Here is a 17,798-nt window from a genome sequence, read left to right as displayed (position 1 = left end):
TCCTCCTATTCCTCTATCTCTAAGATCATTTCCACTTCGACCGCATTATTATGTGGGAGTTGGCCCATTCCAACAGCCGATCTTCCATGTTTCCCTTTCTCGCCGAATACTTCTACCAACAAATCTGAAGCACCATTCATTACTTGGGGCTGATTAGTAAAATCAGGAGTACTATTCACAAACCCTAATATTTTAACAATGCGTTTTACTTTACTTAGTTCCCCGATCTCTTGTTTTACGACTGTCAAGAGATTCATCATGCACTGCTTAGCAGCATCATATCCAACTTCAATCGTTACATCCTTACCGAGCTTGCCGCGATACTCATCGGTACCTTGTCCAGACGTAAAAATCAAGTTTCCTGTCCGTACACAGCTGACATAGTTCCCAGCCGCTTGACGCGGTGCAGGTAGTACTAATCCTAGTTCTTCCAATCTTTCTTCAGGTGTCATCGTTTGGTTTTTCATTATTTAATCACCGCTTTTTCCATATTTAAAAATTTAAGAGCATTCTCTCCAAGCATAGCTAGCTTTTGTTCTGAAGTGAGTGCCATGGCATCGTCAATAACCTGGCCCGGTGGAACTTCTCGAAGTAAGAATGGGTAATCCGACCCCATAATCACTCGATCATGTCCAAAATTTTCAACGAGATATTTGATATTCACTGGATCATTTACAATCGAATCAAAATAAAACTTCTTGGCATAATAACTTGGAGGTTTGTCGATTAGTCGTAAATGCGGCCATACTTGCCACCCTTTATCTAATCGAGGAAGAATGAATGGGAAAGATCCTCCGCCGTGAGAAAAGCAAATTTTTAACCTAGGAAACTTCTCCATCACACCGCCCAATATTAAACTAGCTGCTGCTAGGGCCGTTTCACTAGGCATGCCGACCGTGTACATTAAATTGTGACGGGGCATTCTTTCTCCTCCTAACGTCTCCCATGGGTGAACAAATAGAGGAACCTCCCACTTCTCACACATTTCAAAAAATTCAACTAATGAAGGATCATCTAGATTTTTTCCATTTACATTAGTTCCAATTTCAATCCCCTTTAAGCCCAACTCGTGAATACAGCGATCCATCTCTCGAATAGCAAGAGTTGCATTTTGCAATGGGACCGTACCTAGTCCAATAAATTTTGTTGGATACTGATTTACTGTTTCTGCGATAAAGTCATTTTGAATACGGGCCATAATTTCCGCTTCTTCAGCAGGCGCCCAATAAGAAAATGTTACAGGAATAGGGGATAAAACCTGCATATCCACCTTTTCTCGTTCCATGTCTTGAATTCGCTTTTCAGGGCTCCAAACTTGATCTGTCACTTCTCGAAAAACTTTTCCCGCAACCATAATATTGGCTCCACAGGAACAAGTTCGTTGTAGGACAGGCCATCGATCTCCTTGAAATTTTTTTAAGAAATCTGGAATACTCTCTGGAATAATATGTGTATGAAAATCTACTCGCATTTCCATTCCCCTGCTTCCGTCGACATAACATGTCCACAATTTTTACATGTCCGGAGTTCAAGGCTACTGTTAAATCCATTAATTGCTTCTTTCACTTGCGTTTCAATATTGGTTAGCTGAACATTTACTCGATGCATCTCATGATCACACTTATCGCAGAACCAGACAAAGTCCTCACTCTCTCCTTTTGCCCTGTTACGTTCTATTACAATACCAATAGTATCAGCAACCCTATGCGGAGAATGGGGAACATTTGGAGGAAGCCAAAATAACTCTCCTTCCTTTACAGTTATTACCTCCCTCTTCCCTTCTTCATTGATGATTTCTACATAACAATCCCCCTTTAGCTGATAGAAAATTTCTTCTGATGGGTCTACATGGAATTCACGTCGTTTATTCGGGCCCCCAATAACTTGAACCATCAATTCTGCATCTTTCCAAATCACTTTATTATTCACTGGAGGTTTAAGTTGATCTTTATTTTCCTCAATAAATTTCCATAAATTAATGGTATTAAAAGTTTTATTCAAAGTACTCATAGTTTTAATCACTCCATATATGTTTTTTATTGTTTCATTGTTTGATTTTTGTGAGAGCTTAAGATCCATATCGCCTTATTTAAATTTGTCACCATTACCCTCTTCTTTTTTGAACCGTTTCTCCCCCAATGGCCCAATGTATTGATGGAATTTCATGAATTAAAATCCTAATACTTTCGGGGGATACCCCTAACGTTTCAGATACCGTTTGTGTTACATTTTCAATCAAGCGGTTTTTTATTTCTTGATCTCGACCCTCTATAATTTTCATTTCAACGATAGGCATTGAAGTACTCCCTATAAAGAATTATAAAAATAAATTTTTATCATCCAGACTACGGGTGAAAAGGATTTCCCAATATACTGTTTCATTACTTAGGCTTTTAATGCTTTTTGCATAAAGACTACTTCTTTTGCCAAATCCGAAATTCTGCTTAATACTTCTTCATCCACTATTTCATTCTGCTTATTGAAATGGTCGGTATGAGCGTAAACAGAGCCCGGTGCTACGAAGGCCCGAAAATAACCAGCAATTGGTTTTAATTGATTTTCAATCACTAAGTAATGTTGATAAGTTCCACCTGTAGCAATAAACCCCATTACTTTATTGCGTAGAATTTGCGGATGCACCAAGTCAAACAAGTTTTTAAGCGCCCCAGAGAGAGAGCCTTGAAATATCGGGGTACCGATAATATAGAAATCAGCAGACGAAACAATGTCAACAACCTTTTTTGTATCATCCGAATAACTGGAAAGGTCACGTCCATCACACAAGGAAACAGAGTAATTTCTCAAGTCCAACAATTCCACGTCAACTTCCGGATGTGTTTTTTTAACTTCCTCTAAAATCTTCTGTACAACAACGCATGTTTTCGCCCCAATAACAGTTCCAGATATTCCTAATAATTTCATTTGAGATCCTCCTTGAACGCCCTACACTCCCCTTAGGTATCCATCTGTTATCGCCATCCGGGGGGGAGACAGAGCATAATGTTCCTTCGTCTCATTCCGTTACCGTCCCAACAGAGAAAGGGATTCTTGAATGTTTCCTGTTGATATCAGTTTTCGTATTCTGGTAGACGAAATAACCTTACCCTTTGAGCAACAAACAGGCTGATTAACTCGAACCTGGAAATACTGTTCAAGTAGTTGAATATCTCCTTCTCGATTTCCTCCAAATCGGAAGTCACTTCCTACTATGATTTCTACTGGACTAAATTTCTTTAAATCTTCAATAAAATCTATAGGGGGACGCATTGTGTAAAATTCATCAAACCGTGCAATCACAACATGATTGACCCCTAACTTATCTAATAAGACCAGTTTCTCTTCAACCGTAGTTAAAATACGAACCCCTTGAAAATAAAATCGAGGAGGGGGATCAAATGTATATATCAAACTTGGTACTCCTAGAATCTTAGCTCTTTTCACAGCTTCTCTAATCACAGCTTGATGCCCTTGATGAACCCCATCGAACGCGCCAATTGCTATGACCGAGCTTGGCAGTGTTAACATTCCTTCTGCATGTGTTTCTATATCCTCCACCTCCTCCTTACATAAAACCAAAGTATTACTTGTTTATTAGTTCTTCCAACTTGCTAACTTGTAATGCTTCATCAACCATGTCAAACGTACGTTGACGTTTAATTGTATTATAAAAAATGGCTTTCTTCCGTATCGGATCACCTGTATAATAACGTTCATATTGGAGTAAACGTTGTCCAAACGCTTCCCCGCACAAATCCCAAGCAAGTTTGAATACGCTTACACGATCGATTGCAGAAACTCCCGCTCTTCCTACATAATAGCGATCCATATCTTCTCTCAGCTCTGGATCTTCAAAATCAGCACCAGTTGGACTCAACAATAATCCGCCAGCCCCTATTGTTTGCATCAGTTCAATCGCACGGGGATACATCGTCGGCAAGAAACCTCGAATTGTTTCAAGAGGTACCCAATTCGGAATAGCCTCACCCTCTGGTGTAATCTCATACTCATGCTCAGCAACAAGCATTAATGCTCTAATAGATTCCACAGCTTGGATTAACTCACCAAGTTTTTCCTGTACATGTAAAAATGTATCTACTCCGATTGAGTCAGCTAACCTGCATGCTACTTCGGTAGCAAATTGAATTTTCAAGAGCCCTCTCACTGCTGATTGATGAGCAGGTTGCAGGGCGATTCCCGTTTTGGGATAAAGAAGGTTTGCAGCCTCAATATTGTTATAAATAAACACTCGATCCCAAGGAACTAAAACATCTTTAAAGACTAACAGAGCATCCATTTCTTCAAAGCGTGATGCCAATGGATGGTCAAATAATGGACGCTTCCCATCTTGCATCGGTTCGCGGCAAATAATTCGAAGTCCTGGTGTATCAATTGGAAGTGCAAATGATAGCGCATAACGTTCATCACCCGGTTTGTATCCTGGGAAGGTATAAATAATAACCTCATCTGTTATAGGAGCAAGTGTAGCCAAAAATTTAGCACCTCTCACAATAAGTCCTTCAGGCGTCTCTTCAACAGCTCCTAAATGAGAAAACATATCCTGTTGCTCATGAGAGGATTTGCTTCGGTCATTTTGAGGATTGATAATGGCATGCGTTAAAAACAAATCATTATCGCGAACATGTCGATAGTAATTGCGCATATTTTCAGCCCACTGCTGATTGTACTTTTCAAAAAAGTTAGCATTACTGTACAAAGAAGTAATTACCACATTTAAAAAGTCTGGAGATCTTCCCATTAAACCAAAAGTAGCCTTTGCGAAGGCCTCAAACGCTGCTCTACGCTTAGTTAAGTCTTCATAGTTTTTTGGAACCAAAAACGCATTGTTCACTCTTTCTCCAGTTTCTTCACAGATATGAGTAATCTTATCTTGATATTCCGGATCATGTTGCATATCATATAGCTTGGCGATTTCAAGTACTGTCTGTTTTAATACTGGGTCATCTAACACGCTTTCAACCTTTTTCCCCGCCATCCAAATTTCAGGTTTTCTTGCCTTTACTGCCTCTATATATTGAGCACCTGTACGGATTCCCATAATCATTTCTCCTTATATGCGTATTTAATAGCATTGATACCTTTTGGTTTTCATTAGCATATCTTCACTATCTACCCATTTCTAAAACACGATGGACTTCATCGACATGTATTTCTTTAATTTTTTATCACTCTCCCTCAAAGTTATTTTGAATATCATCGTTATTGATTCAATCTCTTTAGTTGATAATAAGCCCAAATCAGTTGTATCCCTGTAAACCATTTAACATTTTTTGAATTTTTTATATATTCCTAAAAAAATGTTAAAAAAGGCATCCATGCTAAATTAACAGTAAAAATCCAGCTAATACAGGAGTTCCGACCATTGTCACTTTCAAAAATGATTGGGGTGCGAAGTTTGTAAATTTTGCTCCTACATAGGCTCCAAAAATGGTTCCTACTAAAACTTGAAACAATAATATTAAATCCAAATACCCTTCCGAGATGTACCCGACTCCTCCCCCTATTGCAATTGGAACAATCACTAACATCGTAGTGCCTACTGATTGACGAATCGATAGTCCTAGCAGCGTGTATAAGCCAATTTGAATAAAAGGAGCACAACCAATTCCAACTGTTCCGGATACTATTCCGAAAATTCCTCCTAATACTGCCGCCCTACCTAAAAGGAAAGAGAAATTCCCATTTGGATTTTCCTTCCTATTTTTCACCATGAATAAACGAGTTAACAGCAAGAAGGATGACAGGAATAACATACCTGCCGTCAACCACGGTAAAATGTAACTTGGAAAGATAAAAGCGATTTTGGATCCCATAAAAGCCCCTAAGGCCCCAAATCCACCTGTGATCAAACCGACCTTGAGCACAACATTTCCTTCCCTAAAATGGCTATAAGCACCTGACAAACTAGTAAAAATCATGGCCGCTAGAGAGGTCCCCAATGCTTGATAGATGGGAACTTTAAAAACTAACGTTAAAATAGCTATAATGAATCCAGCCCCGCCCGCACCGACAAACCCAAGTAAGGTCCCCAATGCAACCATCGTTAAAATAATAGCCAACTGAGCCCCTCCATTCACCTTAAACTTTTTGATAGTATCACAAATAGATTCATACTTTTCAGAAAAGTATGAATCTATTATTAATCTTAAATAAATTTATACTTAAACTAGTGTAAAGTATTTAACATTAAAAAAGCTTTTTCGTCGCTGCCATAAAAGAGTCCTAACTTAAAAAAGATCATTAATCAAACACCCGAAAAGAAAGCGCTCCCAATTATGTTTGAAGAAAATTCTTCATCAAACTATTAAACTCTAAGTAATTCCTCGTAAGAAAACATAACAAAGTTAATATAATCGTAACTATTCGGCACAGTGCTAGATAGTTTATGAGAAAGGCAACAAAAGGAGGCAAGTGACTATTGGTGCTGTTTTTTACCTTGTGCTTCGAATACGTGTCATCGCCATGTTTCACCTCCTGTCCTTTATGCTAGTACCATTCTTTACAGGAAAAGGAGGACTTTACTAACAGCCTTTCTAATGACTGTCTGCAAAGTACAGATAATTATTTTCGCTTTGTATTGTGAGGATGTGTGGTATAAGGAAAGACTTCCCGCTTTCCAACACATATCCGGAAGGTTTAACCTAGACTCAACGCAAACCGCGTTGGGCTAGGATCGGCAATACCGTGTCGCGGAAATAAGGAAACTCAGCGTTGTAATCAACAAAGGATAGCGTAGTTCCCCGAAAGCCGGCCTCGGCTAGTGAGATAATCCCGTCTGCCACTTGCTGCGGTGTGCCAACCAACGGAAACCCACCGTGTCCAGAAGCAAAACGATCACGGATTAATGCTAACAGATCATGAGGAAATGAATGAGCATGGGCGAACTGCAGCCTGACGAGGTTATCTACGGCTTCCCAGTCAGCATTGGTCTTGGCGGTGTGCTCCAAAAACTTGAGCGCCTCTTCTTCAGTAGGGCGACAAACAACGTGTGAAAAGGTAAGGACATCAACGCTATGACCAGAGCGCGTCGCCTGAGCCTTCAGATCGGAGACCTCGTCTTTAGATCGCGACACGTCGATTGTCGGAGTAAACAAGAAGTTAGCGTTGCGGACCGCGAATTCGCGCCCCTGGCTAGACCCAGCAGCATTTAGTATCGGTATATCGCCGGCGGGACGTGGTTCGCCCTTCACCTGCTTGAGTTTGAAATAGTCGCCATTCCAGTCAAAGCGGCTCTCTTCTTTCCAGAGTTTATTAACAATGTTGAACCACTCTTGTGCATAGGCGTAACGAGTTTCGTGATCGTTAGGTAAATTCAGGCCTAGTGCTTGATATTCCGGCTCGTTCCAACCGGCAACGATGTTTAGACCAGCACGTCCTTGTCCGATCTGGTCCAGGGTAGCGAGTTGTTTGGCCACTACAACCGGATGGTTAGCGACCGTATGGATTGTCGAAAAGATCGAGATATTTCGGGTTTGCGCCAAAAGACCAGCTGCCCAAGCGATTGGTTCAAGTACAGAACTATGAAAGTCGGTCTCGCCTCTATAGCCGATCCAACGCGCAATCGGCAGCATAAAGTCGATATCCGCGTCATCTAGCATCTTCGCCAGCTTAAGGTTGTTCTCCCATGAGTTTTCCCACCGCTCCGGTATCTTAGTAACTGTCATGCCCCCAGAGCAATTGGTAGCAAAGGTGCCGAGTAGGAAACGGTCTTTTTTAAACATTGTATTGATTGTATTGCTCATTGATATTCCCCCTATTTTTAACATTAATTATAGTCACGCGTTGTTTTGATCTGTCATCCAAGGAAATCTCTACCGCTTCCTATGGAAGATAGAGACTTCTTTTATGGATGAAATGAAACAACGCCTAAAACACAGAATTTTCAGTAAATTAAACTTACAACCCTTTTCTTTTTAGGGTGTAAGTTTAATTCGACTTTGTGCTTTCCATAGTTTTTCTATGCTAAACCCACTAAATCAATTTTTAGGTACTAACGCAATTACTCTAAGGGGGCTACCACTTCCTCCTGTGATTTTAAGAGGATTAGTAATAATAACAGCTCCTCTTGCTGGAAGTTTATCAACGTTTGCCAACTGCGCTAATCCGTATTTATTTGCTCCATGCATATAATGGTGATTAGGAAACATTGGATCAAACGTAGCTGCAATCCCGGCATCTGTTCCTACCGTTTCTACCCCTACACCTAGCACATCACGTTCTTCTGCTAAGAAAATTGATGCTTCTTTTCCAATACCAGGGGTATGAGACATTCCATCCTCGCCTACATTAAAATATTTTTCATGGTCTTTTGAATAATTTCCCCACCCAGTGTGCATGATGACCCATGAATGTGGCTGAATTTTTCCGAACTTTTCTTCATAGGCAAGAATATCTCCAATAGTTAAGCAGTAGTCTGCATTATTGAAGCTTTCCTGTGTTACATTGATGACACAAGCTTCAGCTATCATATTTTTCACCGGCATGGTATCCACACCATTTTTTCCTTTTCCAGAAACCCAATGATTTGGCGCATCGAAGTGTGTACCAACATGTTCCCCGGCTACGAAGTCATTCCAATACCATCCTAGTCCATCTTCATCATACTTTGATAAACGATTATACTTAAAGCCGCCTGTAGTTTTAAAAGGCTCTGGTAACGCAATAACTGGGGTTTCTTCGTTTAGCTCTTGAGACAGATCAACGACTTCAATATCACCGGTTACAATATTTGATATTAAATCCTTCAGCGTATCATTAACTTTTAAAGGCATTCTTTATTCCCCTTTTAACAACTTTAAATTTTCCCCTCTATTTCCATTTTGCGATTTACCGTTACTATTATTTCCAAGTGGGGTCATCTGTGTCCAAGACCATTTAGGAGTTGTCCCGCTTCGTTGAACACCAGTATTCATGTAAGATTCATTATCGTAGCAAAGATTAATGATGAGAACTAACTTTTTATTCAAACATAAGTTCTTTAAGCGACAGTTCGATTTTTGAAGTAGTCGAGGGACACTAATATCTTTTTAATCATCTGATTATACAAACCTCGCTAAATCCTCGCTCTACAACTTTCAACTTTTTTCTCAATAATTTTGATTATTTATAAAATCCAGCTGGTGGCAAATTGTATGCCGCAACAATCGTCTTCGATTGAGTATAGTTATCCAATGCTTCTTTACTATATTCTCTTCCAACACCACTGTTCTTAAAGCCACCAAATGATGCACCGGACTGAAAGTTAAAGTATTGGTTAATCCAAACACTTCCTGCCTGTAGTTTATTCGCAGTCTTTAAAGCGTTTTCGAGGTTGTCAGTCATGATACCAGCCGCAAGACCGTAGTCAACATCATTTGCCATCTTGATGACATCATCTACATCGCTCCAACGCGTAACAGTAGCTACAGGCCCAAAAATTTCCTCTTGAGCAATTCTCATGTCATTTGTAGCTTCAATGATGGTTGGTTCAATAAAATATCCATGTTCGTTACCCGGAACAGTGACACGTTTGCCTCCGTAAAGAATTTTAGCTCCTTCTTCCTTTGCGATATCAAAATATCCGAGAACACGCTTTCCTTGTTTATCATTAATGAGAGAACTTACTCTTGTGGATGGATCCATGGGATCACCAATTTTAACTTCTTTTGCTCTTGCAATTAATTTTTCAACGAACTCATCATAGATATCATCATGGATAAAGAGACGCGTTCCAAGAATACAGCTTTGTCCGTTAAAGAAAGTGTACCCGAGTGTCGCGTTTTCCACAGCACGATCAATATCTACGTCTGGGAAAACAATGTGTGGTGCTTTACCGCCAAGTTCCAGTGTTACGGGCAAGATTCTTTCCCCAGCTGTTTTACCAACCAAGCGTCCTACACCAACACTTCCTGTGAAGGCAAGCTTATGTACATCCGGATGATCGATAAGTGCTTGCCCTGCTTCTGTACCATAACCTGGAACAATGTTAACTACCCCTTTTGGTAGAATTTTTTGTAGCAGTTTAGCGAATTCCATAGTGGATAGGCTTGCATCTTCTGCAGGCTTTAATACTACTGTGTTACCTGCAGCAAGCGCCGGAGCCAGTTTAAAGGAAACCATAATCATTGGTACATTCCAAGGAATGATTTGCGCACAAACACCAAGAGGCTCTTTCTTAACAATCAGTTGGCCGTTCTGAACGGATCTAGAAGCACCCTCATAAGTTAAAATGGCAGAAGCGAAATAACGGAATTGATAAATAGCAAGCTGATAATCCAGGTCGAATTCGTGAATAGGGCGGCCTGTGTCTAAACATTCAATCTTTTTCAGACGGTCTTGGTTTGCTTCGAGTACATTAGCAATTTTATGAAGTAAAGCCGAGCGCTCTTCAATAGGAGTATTAGACCAACCTTCAAACGCTTCGTTGGCAGCTTTTACAGCAAGGCCAACATCTTCTTTTCCTCCTCTGGCAATTTTCGAAAGTAATTCCCCGTTTGCTGCGTTGATAGCATCAATATAGCCATTGGATGGTTCTACGAATTCACCATTAATAAATGGGCCGTAGCTTTCATCGAGCTTAAGGTCTATAACAGTTTTTTGACTAGTAGTTTCCATTAAATCTACCCCCAATTTACAATTTATGATATATCAATAAAATATTTATAGCTTGACTATTACAAAAATCATCGGCATCGAATCTCCTCCATCATGATCTCTACAGAGATTCAACGATTGGTACGTCAAAATGAGTTCCGCAATGTTCACCCGTTACAGAGTCATTACAATAAAAAATTGGTTCCTTTTCATTGTATTTTGACAATTGCTTAAACTTAAATCCTGCCGTATTCTAAAATGATTCTGGCGGCTTCATCACAAGGTGTTTCATCATTGAAAATCTAGGGCAGATCAATAATCTCTATTCGCTTGCTAATGGCTCCATTTAGCATTTCACCTAAAATATTTGTTTTAATACTCATTTTCCTATTTCCATTTTCACTTTTTTATTTTCATTTGAATAAACATGAGGAATGCAAACATCTATTACAGTAGAACGACCCTCTTTAACAAGTTTCATTCCTTCTTTTAGAGCATCTTTTAGTTCTGATCGTTGTTTTACCTTTATTGGATGAGCATCACCGGCGGCCTCAGCGATTTTAGATAAATCGGATGGTGGATCAAAATTCACCCAAAACTGTTCCGTTTCATTGGCAACACCATGCGGATGAACACCTAAAGTTGAAAGTTTTGGTGCCTTCCAGCCAGAATTATTGTAGACGACCTGTAAAAATGGGGTGTTATATCGTTTAGCAATCCAATGCACAGTAGAAGGAATACTAAAAAAATATGAACCGTCCCCAGTGAGACTGACAATCGTTTTGTCAGGCTTAGCTAATTTCATTCCTATTGCTGCGCCACCATTCCATCCTAAAGAACCGGCACCACTTCCATAATAAGAGCCTGGTGTATTTACTCCAATATGATTAGAAATTACTCCATAATTTGTAATACCTTCATTCAAAACAATCGTATTTTCATCGATAACTTCTCTAACACAAGCTGTCAGATACTCTGGTGTAATGACATCGCTCTCTGCTTGTTCGATACGGTATTTTTCTTCATTCTGTCGATCATGAATATCAGATAATTTTTCCCAGCGCTTCGATACCCTGTCTTTATCTATTGCGCTATTATCTTCTAGGTATTGATTTATCTGCTGAAGAGCTATATATGAGTCAGCTTTAAAGAAACGCTTTGAAGGTATATACCACAAAGGCATTTGTTCCTTTAACGGATCGACGTCTATATAATATATAGTTGTTTCATCCGACGGCTTGTTTTTCGTTGGTATCCATGGAACATCACTATCTAATACAAGTACAAAATCTGCTTCAGCAAGCAATTCGTTCTGCTTCGCAGTATTCCAATAGGAACCACAATGCATTGGGTGGTTAGCTGGAAAATTCATATGATGTGGTATCGATTCAATAACAGGAATTGCTAAATATTCACTTAAACGGATAAGTTCTCCGACAGCTTCAGTATTTCTACCCAGATAGGATGTTACAATAAGTGGATTTTTGGCTGATAACAAATCATTAGCTAATTCTGCAATATTTTGCGGCGGAACTGCCCCTGGTGAGATAGGTTTCCAAAGTTCGCTATTAATAGTGACAGGTTCAACCTTCTCTTCCATAGCTTCCCGAGGGCCCATCAAATAAACTGGTCCCATCGGATCGCTTTTCGCAATTTGCAGAGCACGATAAACAAGCTGCTTCACATTGGCACCTGTTCTAATTTCGTTATCATATTTTGTATACCCACGTACAATGCCGCGTTGATCAAAAACATCTTGAATCCAGTGGATGAATTCATTCCGGCTTCCGGCTAGCTCATTTTCTTGTGTGTATGGAGATGCACCAGCAAAAATTAAAACAGGAACCCTACTTTTAGCTGCGTTATGGATCGCTCCCCCTAGGTTTTGCGTTCCGCACTCCACATGAACCATTACTGCCTGAGGTTCACCCGTCGCTTGGGCGTAACCATGCGCAGCACTTAAAGCTACAAATTCGTGAGGGCACGTGATAACAGTTGGTAATTTCTTATTTTCTTTTTTAGCTACTGCCAAACTTTCGATGATAGCTGGATGATCACTCCCTAAATTAGCAAAGATATAGGAAACACCCGCTTCTTGTAATGCTTCTAAAAATGCAGTGCCAGTTGTATACAATACAAAACCCCCTTAATATTAGTTCCTTAATGAAATTTCTATTACCTTACAACTTATCTATCTTTTTACACCTTCATTTTAAAGTGAGTTAGTGATTAAATATATTGCATGGTTAACAAATATTCAAAAAAGTTATTCCGCCTCATTGTGCACTTTATTATTGATCTTTATCTAAATGAAAGAGAGGCTGAGCCCTTAAGTAAAAGTCTACTTTAAGCGTTCAACCTCTTTTAAAAATTAAATTTTGAATATGCACCTGTGAGTCGCCGGTGTTCCCATTTGAACGAATTTTGATTTCCCATACTGATCATGCCCTTTTTTAGAATAAAAGTATCAGTATGTCCAAGATTTATAGATTTCCAATATCCGGAATTTTTTGCTATGATAAAATACGTTCTTGAAAAAAAAATTAAAATACAATATAATTTCTCATTATTATTCTATATTTTCTGTTAATTACATCAATCATTTTCCTTAATTTTCTTTCGAAAGGGTGAAGAAATGGAATACCTACTTCGATATCAATGGAAACCTTATCTAATCTATGGTCAAAAGCGTGACCTTAAAAAAAATCACCTATTATATCAGCAAGGGGAGCGTGGAAAAGGTTTTTATTATTTAGCTGAAGGTAATATAAACATTAAAACTCTTTCTAATCAAGGATTTGAGAGAATCGTCGACTATATTCCTGAAGGTTTTCTGGTTGGTGAGCAGGGAATTGTAGAAAAGCCCTATATGACAACTGCCATTACTGAAACAAAGTCCGTCCTTTATTACTTTTCAAACGAAACCTTCCAGAAAATTTGCAAAGAGCACCGAGATATAGAAACACTGTTTATGAATTCGCTGATTCAAAAGATTCGTTTACTTGCAGAAACCGTCTCCTTATTAAACAGCTCCGTGGAACTGCAAATGGCACATTTTCTGCATAAGCTTTACAACAAATACGGAAGTTCCCTAATACCCATAAGTCAAACTTCTCTAGCCCAATACACTGGAGCTTCTCGTACCAGTATCTATAGGGTCCTGCAACAGTGGCGTAAAAAGGATTTAATTGACATCGGCAATCGATCCATATACCTTCTTGATATCAAGCAAATTGAATCTATTTTTAAGAATGATTCCATAGTATCTTTTTAAAGCAAATTTCTCTATCGAATCCTGATTCCTTTTTATACCGTGATATTCCACCAAAAATCCATATTGTTACAAAAAATCCAACTTATTATAATTTAATAATTATTTATTATTGCCCTAAATCTTACATAACAGTTCTGAAACAACAGACTAAGGAGGTTATATAGATGCATGCCATCCCGCAACAAAAAAGCTTGAGCTTACATTCCTGGGAGTCCTTTTTAAAATATGGGGAAAGGCACTTCCTAAAAAGAAAATCAATTCTATATAAGCAAGGTGATAAGGGAAAAGGTTTTTATTATATAAGTAAAGGACTAATCAAAATTATAAAGCCTACTTCAGAGAGAGGAGAAAGAATTCTAGATATTAAAGGATCAGGATTCTTGATTGGTGAGCAAGCAATCGACCAAATACCTTACTTTTCTTCGGCCATAGCCATGAAAGACTCAGTCGTCTATTATTTTTCATTTGATAAATACAAGGATTTAATGAAAAAGTACCCTGATTTCGTTCTTCTTTTTGCTAACTCAGCTATTCAAAAAGTACAAACGTTATTGGACGGAATAAATTTGAAAACGGTTACATCTGAACACCAAGTAGCTTTTTCACTTCTTCAGCTGATGGTTTCCTTACAAACGAATGAAATCTGCCTTACTCAACAGGAATTGGCTGATTATACAGGTTTGACTCGAATCACTATTTATAAAATTATTAAGAAATGGAAATATGATCAATTGATTGATGTTAATAGAGGAAGGTTTATCATCCTCAGGCCTGATATCCTAAATAAATACACACAATAGAAATCACCAAATAATTACATCGTATATCTAAATTAGAAATACAATTTTACTAGTCCATTTCATAATCATTTACTTGCATGCTATTTAAAACTAATGCTACTACTAGGGGCATTGATAATATTTTCAAGATTCCATCAAAAACTATTCATTGAAAATTACTATTCTAGGAGTGATTACTATGATTATTTTCCAATACACTTACATAAATTGGGAAAATTATTTAGAATTTGGAATCAGACAATTTTTCAAGGAAAAAACAGTGGTATATAAACAAGATACTATTGGAGATGGTTTTTATTATGTTCATAAGGGCTTAATTAAAGTTAGTACCTCAACAACAAAGGAAAAAGACCGTATGTTAAACATTGTCGTTCCTGGTCAACTATTAGGTGTTCAAACCATGGATCAACAAGTTCACTTTACAACGGCTGTAACAGCGAAAGACTCCATACTCTATTACTTTCCTTATAAGAAGTTTAAAGAACTCATAAGGTTACAACCAAAGTTTTTAAAACTTTTTACAAAAACAGTAATACAAAAAATACACGGGCTTGCTGGGCTAATTAATTTGAATTCTCACTCTGCAGAGAGTCAAATTGCCTTGATACTTCTAAATATTTGTTATGATTTTAAAGATTATGAAGTTCATCTAACCCAAAAAGATCTCGTAATGTGTACAGGCTTGACACGGATAACTATATATAAAATATTAAAACAATGGCAGGAAGAAAATTTAATCGAAATACAAAGTCGAAAGCTTTTAATTAAAGATCCCGATCTGTTAAAAAACTATGTTATTAATTCATAGAAGATGGTGCTTTAAATCTAATAAATATACCTTTAAGAAAAAACATATTATTTATCAGGAATGGTGATAGAATGTTAAATCTTCGTTATACATGGAGTCCATTTTTGACATATGGACAATTGATTAAGGTGAAAGAAAATACAGTTATTTATCACCAGGGAGAGGACGGAAAAGGGTTTTATTACTTAAGCAATGGAGAAATACAAATTACTATTCTATCCGATAAAGGAGAAGAGCGTACTGTTAATTATGTTCCGGAAGGTATGTTATTTGGGGAAAATGGAATTAATAACGAACCCTATTCCACTACCGCTATTACAGCCTCCCCTTCTGTTTTGTATTATTTCTCCGATGAAGCATTACTAAAAGTATGTAAAGAGCACCCAAATGCAGCAACCATATTTACAAATTCCCTAATTTATAAATTTAGATTATTGGCAGAAATAATTACTTTGCTTGATAGCCCTATTGAACAGCAAATGGCACACTACTTATTAAAGCTTGTTAACGAAAACGGTAAGTTTGCTATTAATCAAACAGCATTTGCCCGTTACGTTGGTACGTCCCGCATTACCGTAAATAAAATTATCCAAAAATGGGTTAAAAACGATATAATCAAACTCTCTAGTCAAACAATTGATATTATTGATATAAATAAGATTAGAGAAATCCAACGCTCTGATATAAAAAATTTGCCAAACTTGGACATGCTCATACTATCCTCATCTCAAAAACAATAAAAAAATGCTACCCTTTCTATATAATTCTACAGAAAAAGTAGCATTTTCTTCATTTTGAGTACAAATTCACCTTAGCTTGCTAGCGATGTGGTAGGACCTCTAAAAGAACTTGGATTTAATCCAAGTTCTCCCAAATTCAAATAATATCTGCTTCTAATGCTTCCGCTTCAGAATTATATTTTTCCTTATCTAAATCGCCAGTTATGCGACTAGTCAGTACACCTGATGTCATACTTCCGCTGACATTCAAAGCAGTGCGTCCCATATCAATTAGCGGTTCCACCGAAATTAATAAGCCAGCTAAAGCAACAGGTAAGTTTAATGCCGATAGTACGAGAAGAGCTGCAAAAGTTGCCCCTCCACCAACGCCTGCAACACCAAATGAACTAATGGCAACGACTACAATGACGGTCGCAATAAACGATGGTGTGAACGGATCGATTCCAACAGTCGGAGCAACCATAATAGCAAGCATCGCTGGATAAATACCCGCACAGCCATTTTGTCCAATAGACAAACCAAATGATCCTGAGAAGTTCGCAATCCCATCTGAAACACCCATTTGTTTCTGTGTTTTAATGTTCATTGGCAGTGCTCCTGCACTTGTTCTAGAAGTAAAAGCAAACACAAGAACTGGGAAAGCTTTCTTCAAGTACTTCATCGGGCTTAACCCACCGATGGCTAGTAAAATCAAGTGGATGAGGAACATCACAAGTAAAGCCGCATAAGAAGCAACAACGAATTTACCTAGTTTAACGATTGCATCAAGGTTACTTGTTGCCACCGTTTTAGTCATAATCGCTAAAATTCCGTATGGAGTTAATCGTAAAATTAATGTCACGACTCTCATAATAATCGAATAAAATGCCTCGACAATTTTAGCAAATAACTCCGCTTGTTCCGGTTGTTTTCTTCTCACACCAAGGTAAGCAAAGCCTAGGAAGGCAGCGAAAATCACAACTGAAATAGTCGATGTTGGACGAGCTCCTGTTAAATCCAAAAATGGATTCGCCGGAATGAGTTCAAGAATTTGCTGCGGCATCGTTTTCCCTTCCACAGTCGTACCATATTTCTCTTCAAGCTCTACGCCTCGTACATTTTCTGCTTCACCTTGTTCAATTTGAACAGCTTCTAAATCAAAAGCAAACGTAGCTGTAATTCCTACAGCAGCTGCAACCGCTGTTGTTCCAATTAAAATTGCAAGAATCAACGAACTAATCTTTCCAATATTGTTAGTCAGTTTTAATTTTGTAAACGCCGATAAAATCGAAATAAATACAAGCGGCATAACAATCATTTGTAAAAACTTCACATAACCGCTACCGACAAGATTGAACCAATCAACGGTCGTAAGCAGCGCTTCTGAATCAGGTTCAGTGAAATATTGAAGAATAAATCCGTAAATAACCCCAATTCCTAAGCCTGTAAACACCCTTTTTGTAAACGAAATATGTTTTCTCTGCATAATAAATAGAACAAGAATAAATATTAGCATTATAGCAACGTTAAATAAAACAAACCCTGTCATATCCACAATTTCCTTTCATTTTTAAAATATATTTTAAACTTATGTGTTAAGTCGGTTT

General features: G+C 38.1%; 17 protein-coding genes. 4 read left to right on the top strand and 13 right to left on the bottom strand.

The genetic code is table 11. From position 1 onward, the window contains the following. Positions 1 to 5: 5 nt before the first annotated feature. From BAOM_RS02340 to BAOM_RS02280, 12 genes are all read right to left on the bottom strand, one after another. Positions 6 to 467: a RidA family protein gene (locus tag BAOM_RS02340; protein ID WP_127758891.1), complete on the bottom strand. Its 462-nt coding sequence runs from the start codon at positions 465 to 467 to the stop codon at positions 6 to 8. Further along, on the bottom strand, positions 467 to 1,471 hold the full coding sequence (locus BAOM_RS02335) for an amidohydrolase family protein (protein WP_127762416.1): 1,005 nt from the start codon (positions 1,469 to 1,471) through the stop codon (positions 467 to 469). The genes BAOM_RS02340 and BAOM_RS02335 overlap by 1 nt, the downstream gene beginning before the upstream one ends. Further along, positions 1,462 to 2,010, bottom strand: a complete 549-nt coding sequence (locus BAOM_RS02330; RefSeq protein WP_127758890.1) for a 3-hydroxyanthranilate 3,4-dioxygenase — start codon at positions 2,008 to 2,010, stop codon at positions 1,462 to 1,464. Before BAOM_RS02330 ends, BAOM_RS02335 begins: the two co-directional genes overlap by 10 nt. A gap of 94 nt (positions 2,011 to 2,104) precedes the next feature. Next, on the bottom strand, positions 2,105 to 2,296 hold the full coding sequence (locus BAOM_RS02325; RefSeq protein WP_127758889.1) for a 2-hydroxymuconate tautomerase: 192 nt from the start codon (positions 2,294 to 2,296) through the stop codon (positions 2,105 to 2,107). Positions 2,297 to 2,385: 89 nt separating this feature from the next. Then, positions 2,386 to 2,922, bottom strand: coding sequence for an NADPH-dependent FMN reductase (locus BAOM_RS02320; protein ID WP_127758888.1), 537 nt, complete (start codon positions 2,920 to 2,922; stop codon positions 2,386 to 2,388). A 99-nt stretch (positions 2,923 to 3,021) separates the two neighbouring features. Further along, positions 3,022 to 3,555 carry an FAD synthetase family protein gene (locus BAOM_RS02315; protein WP_373995314.1) on the bottom strand — a complete coding sequence of 178 codons (534 nt, stop codon included), beginning with the start codon at positions 3,553 to 3,555 and terminating at the stop codon, positions 3,022 to 3,024. A 25-nt stretch (positions 3,556 to 3,580) separates the two neighbouring features. Continuing rightward, positions 3,581 to 5,056 (bottom strand): 4-hydroxyphenylacetate 3-hydroxylase family protein, encoded by a 1,476-nt coding sequence (locus BAOM_RS02310; protein WP_127758887.1) that lies wholly within the window; start codon positions 5,054 to 5,056, stop codon positions 3,581 to 3,583. Between the two features lie 280 nt (positions 5,057 to 5,336). Next, entirely contained in the window at positions 5,337 to 6,077 is a 741-nt protein-coding gene (locus BAOM_RS02305) for a sulfite exporter TauE/SafE family protein (RefSeq protein WP_127758886.1), read from the bottom strand. A gap of 588 nt (positions 6,078 to 6,665) precedes the next feature. Beyond that, on the bottom strand, positions 6,666 to 7,760 hold the full coding sequence (locus tag BAOM_RS02300) for an LLM class flavin-dependent oxidoreductase (RefSeq protein WP_127758885.1): 1,095 nt from the start codon (positions 7,758 to 7,760) through the stop codon (positions 6,666 to 6,668). A gap of 234 nt (positions 7,761 to 7,994) precedes the next feature. Further along, a complete protein-coding gene (locus BAOM_RS02295) occupies positions 7,995 to 8,789 on the bottom strand; it encodes a cyclase family protein (protein ID WP_127758884.1) in 795 nt (264 codons plus the stop codon). 328 nt (positions 8,790 to 9,117) lie between these two features. Beyond that, the gene (locus tag BAOM_RS02285; RefSeq protein WP_127758882.1) at positions 9,118 to 10,611 is read right to left on the bottom strand and encodes an aldehyde dehydrogenase family protein; all 1,494 of its coding nucleotides are present in this window, start codon (positions 10,609 to 10,611) and stop codon (positions 9,118 to 9,120) included. 358 nt (positions 10,612 to 10,969) lie between these two features. After that, the gene (locus BAOM_RS02280; protein ID WP_127758881.1) at positions 10,970 to 12,724 is read right to left on the bottom strand and encodes a thiamine pyrophosphate-requiring protein; all 1,755 of its coding nucleotides are present in this window, start codon (positions 12,722 to 12,724) and stop codon (positions 10,970 to 10,972) included. Positions 12,725 to 13,225: 501 nt separating this feature from the next. Between BAOM_RS02280 and BAOM_RS02275 the strand changes: the two genes are divergently transcribed. From BAOM_RS02275 to BAOM_RS02260, 4 genes are all read left to right on the top strand, one after another. Then, positions 13,226 to 13,864, top strand: a complete 639-nt coding sequence (locus BAOM_RS02275; RefSeq protein ID WP_127758880.1) for a Crp/Fnr family transcriptional regulator — start codon at positions 13,226 to 13,228, stop codon at positions 13,862 to 13,864. A 164-nt stretch (positions 13,865 to 14,028) separates the two neighbouring features. Further along, the gene (locus tag BAOM_RS02270; RefSeq protein WP_127758879.1) at positions 14,029 to 14,664 is read left to right on the top strand and encodes a Crp/Fnr family transcriptional regulator; all 636 of its coding nucleotides are present in this window, start codon (positions 14,029 to 14,031) and stop codon (positions 14,662 to 14,664) included. Positions 14,665 to 14,842: 178 nt separating this feature from the next. Then, positions 14,843 to 15,472 (top strand): Crp/Fnr family transcriptional regulator, encoded by a 630-nt coding sequence (locus BAOM_RS02265; RefSeq protein ID WP_127758878.1) that lies wholly within the window; start codon positions 14,843 to 14,845, stop codon positions 15,470 to 15,472. Between the two features lie 71 nt (positions 15,473 to 15,543). After that, positions 15,544 to 16,212, top strand: a complete 669-nt coding sequence (locus tag BAOM_RS02260; protein ID WP_127758877.1) for a Crp/Fnr family transcriptional regulator — start codon at positions 15,544 to 15,546, stop codon at positions 16,210 to 16,212. Positions 16,213 to 16,348: 136 nt separating this feature from the next. On the opposite strand, the gene BAOM_RS02255 is transcribed toward BAOM_RS02260, so the two are convergent. Next, complete coding sequence (locus BAOM_RS02255; protein WP_127758876.1) at positions 16,349 to 17,740, bottom strand: L-cystine transporter; 1,392 nt, start codon at positions 17,738 to 17,740, stop codon at positions 16,349 to 16,351. Between the last annotated feature and the right edge of the window lie 58 nt (positions 17,741 to 17,798).

The sequence above is a fragment of the Peribacillus asahii genome (assembly GCF_004006295.1).
GTDB lineage: Bacteria > Bacillota > Bacilli > Bacillales > DSM-1321 > Peribacillus > Peribacillus asahii_A.
This window is presented reverse-complemented; position numbering and strand designations above follow the sequence as displayed.

What these genes read in the sequence shown, in the direction of transcription:
- BAOM_RS02260 (WP_127758877.1), top strand. Translation starts at nt 15,544, where the DNA reads ATGTTAAATCTTCGTTATACATGGAGTCCATTTTTGACATATGGACAA.
- BAOM_RS02275 (WP_127758880.1), top strand. Translation starts at nt 13,226, where the DNA reads ATGGAATACCTACTTCGATATCAATGGAAACCTTATCTAATCTATGGT.
- BAOM_RS02285 (WP_127758882.1), bottom strand. Translation starts at nt 10,611, where the DNA reads ATGGAAACTACTAGTCAAAAAACTGTTATAGACCTTAAGCTCGATGAA.
- BAOM_RS02325 (WP_127758889.1), bottom strand. Translation starts at nt 2,296, where the DNA reads ATGCCTATCGTTGAAATGAAAATTATAGAGGGTCGAGATCAAGAAATA.
- BAOM_RS02255 (WP_127758876.1), bottom strand. Translation starts at nt 17,740, where the DNA reads ATGACAGGGTTTGTTTTATTTAACGTTGCTATAATGCTAATATTTATT.
- BAOM_RS02310 (WP_127758887.1), bottom strand. Translation starts at nt 5,056, where the DNA reads ATGGGAATCCGTACAGGTGCTCAATATATAGAGGCAGTAAAGGCAAGA.
- BAOM_RS02320 (WP_127758888.1), bottom strand. Translation starts at nt 2,922, where the DNA reads ATGAAATTATTAGGAATATCTGGAACTGTTATTGGGGCGAAAACATGC.
- BAOM_RS02335 (WP_127762416.1), bottom strand. Translation starts at nt 1,471, where the DNA reads ATGCGAGTAGATTTTCATACACATATTATTCCAGAGAGTATTCCAGAT.
- BAOM_RS02295 (WP_127758884.1), bottom strand. Translation starts at nt 8,789, where the DNA reads ATGCCTTTAAAAGTTAATGATACGCTGAAGGATTTAATATCAAATATT.
- BAOM_RS02330 (WP_127758890.1), bottom strand. Translation starts at nt 2,010, where the DNA reads ATGAGTACTTTGAATAAAACTTTTAATACCATTAATTTATGGAAATTT.
- BAOM_RS02265 (WP_127758878.1), top strand. Translation starts at nt 14,843, where the DNA reads ATGATTATTTTCCAATACACTTACATAAATTGGGAAAATTATTTAGAA.
- BAOM_RS02300 (WP_127758885.1), bottom strand. Translation starts at nt 7,760, where the DNA reads ATGAGCAATACAATCAATACAATGTTTAAAAAAGACCGTTTCCTACTC.
- BAOM_RS02270 (WP_127758879.1), top strand. Translation starts at nt 14,029, where the DNA reads ATGCATGCCATCCCGCAACAAAAAAGCTTGAGCTTACATTCCTGGGAG.
- BAOM_RS02340 (WP_127758891.1), bottom strand. Translation starts at nt 467, where the DNA reads ATGAAAAACCAAACGATGACACCTGAAGAAAGATTGGAAGAACTAGGA.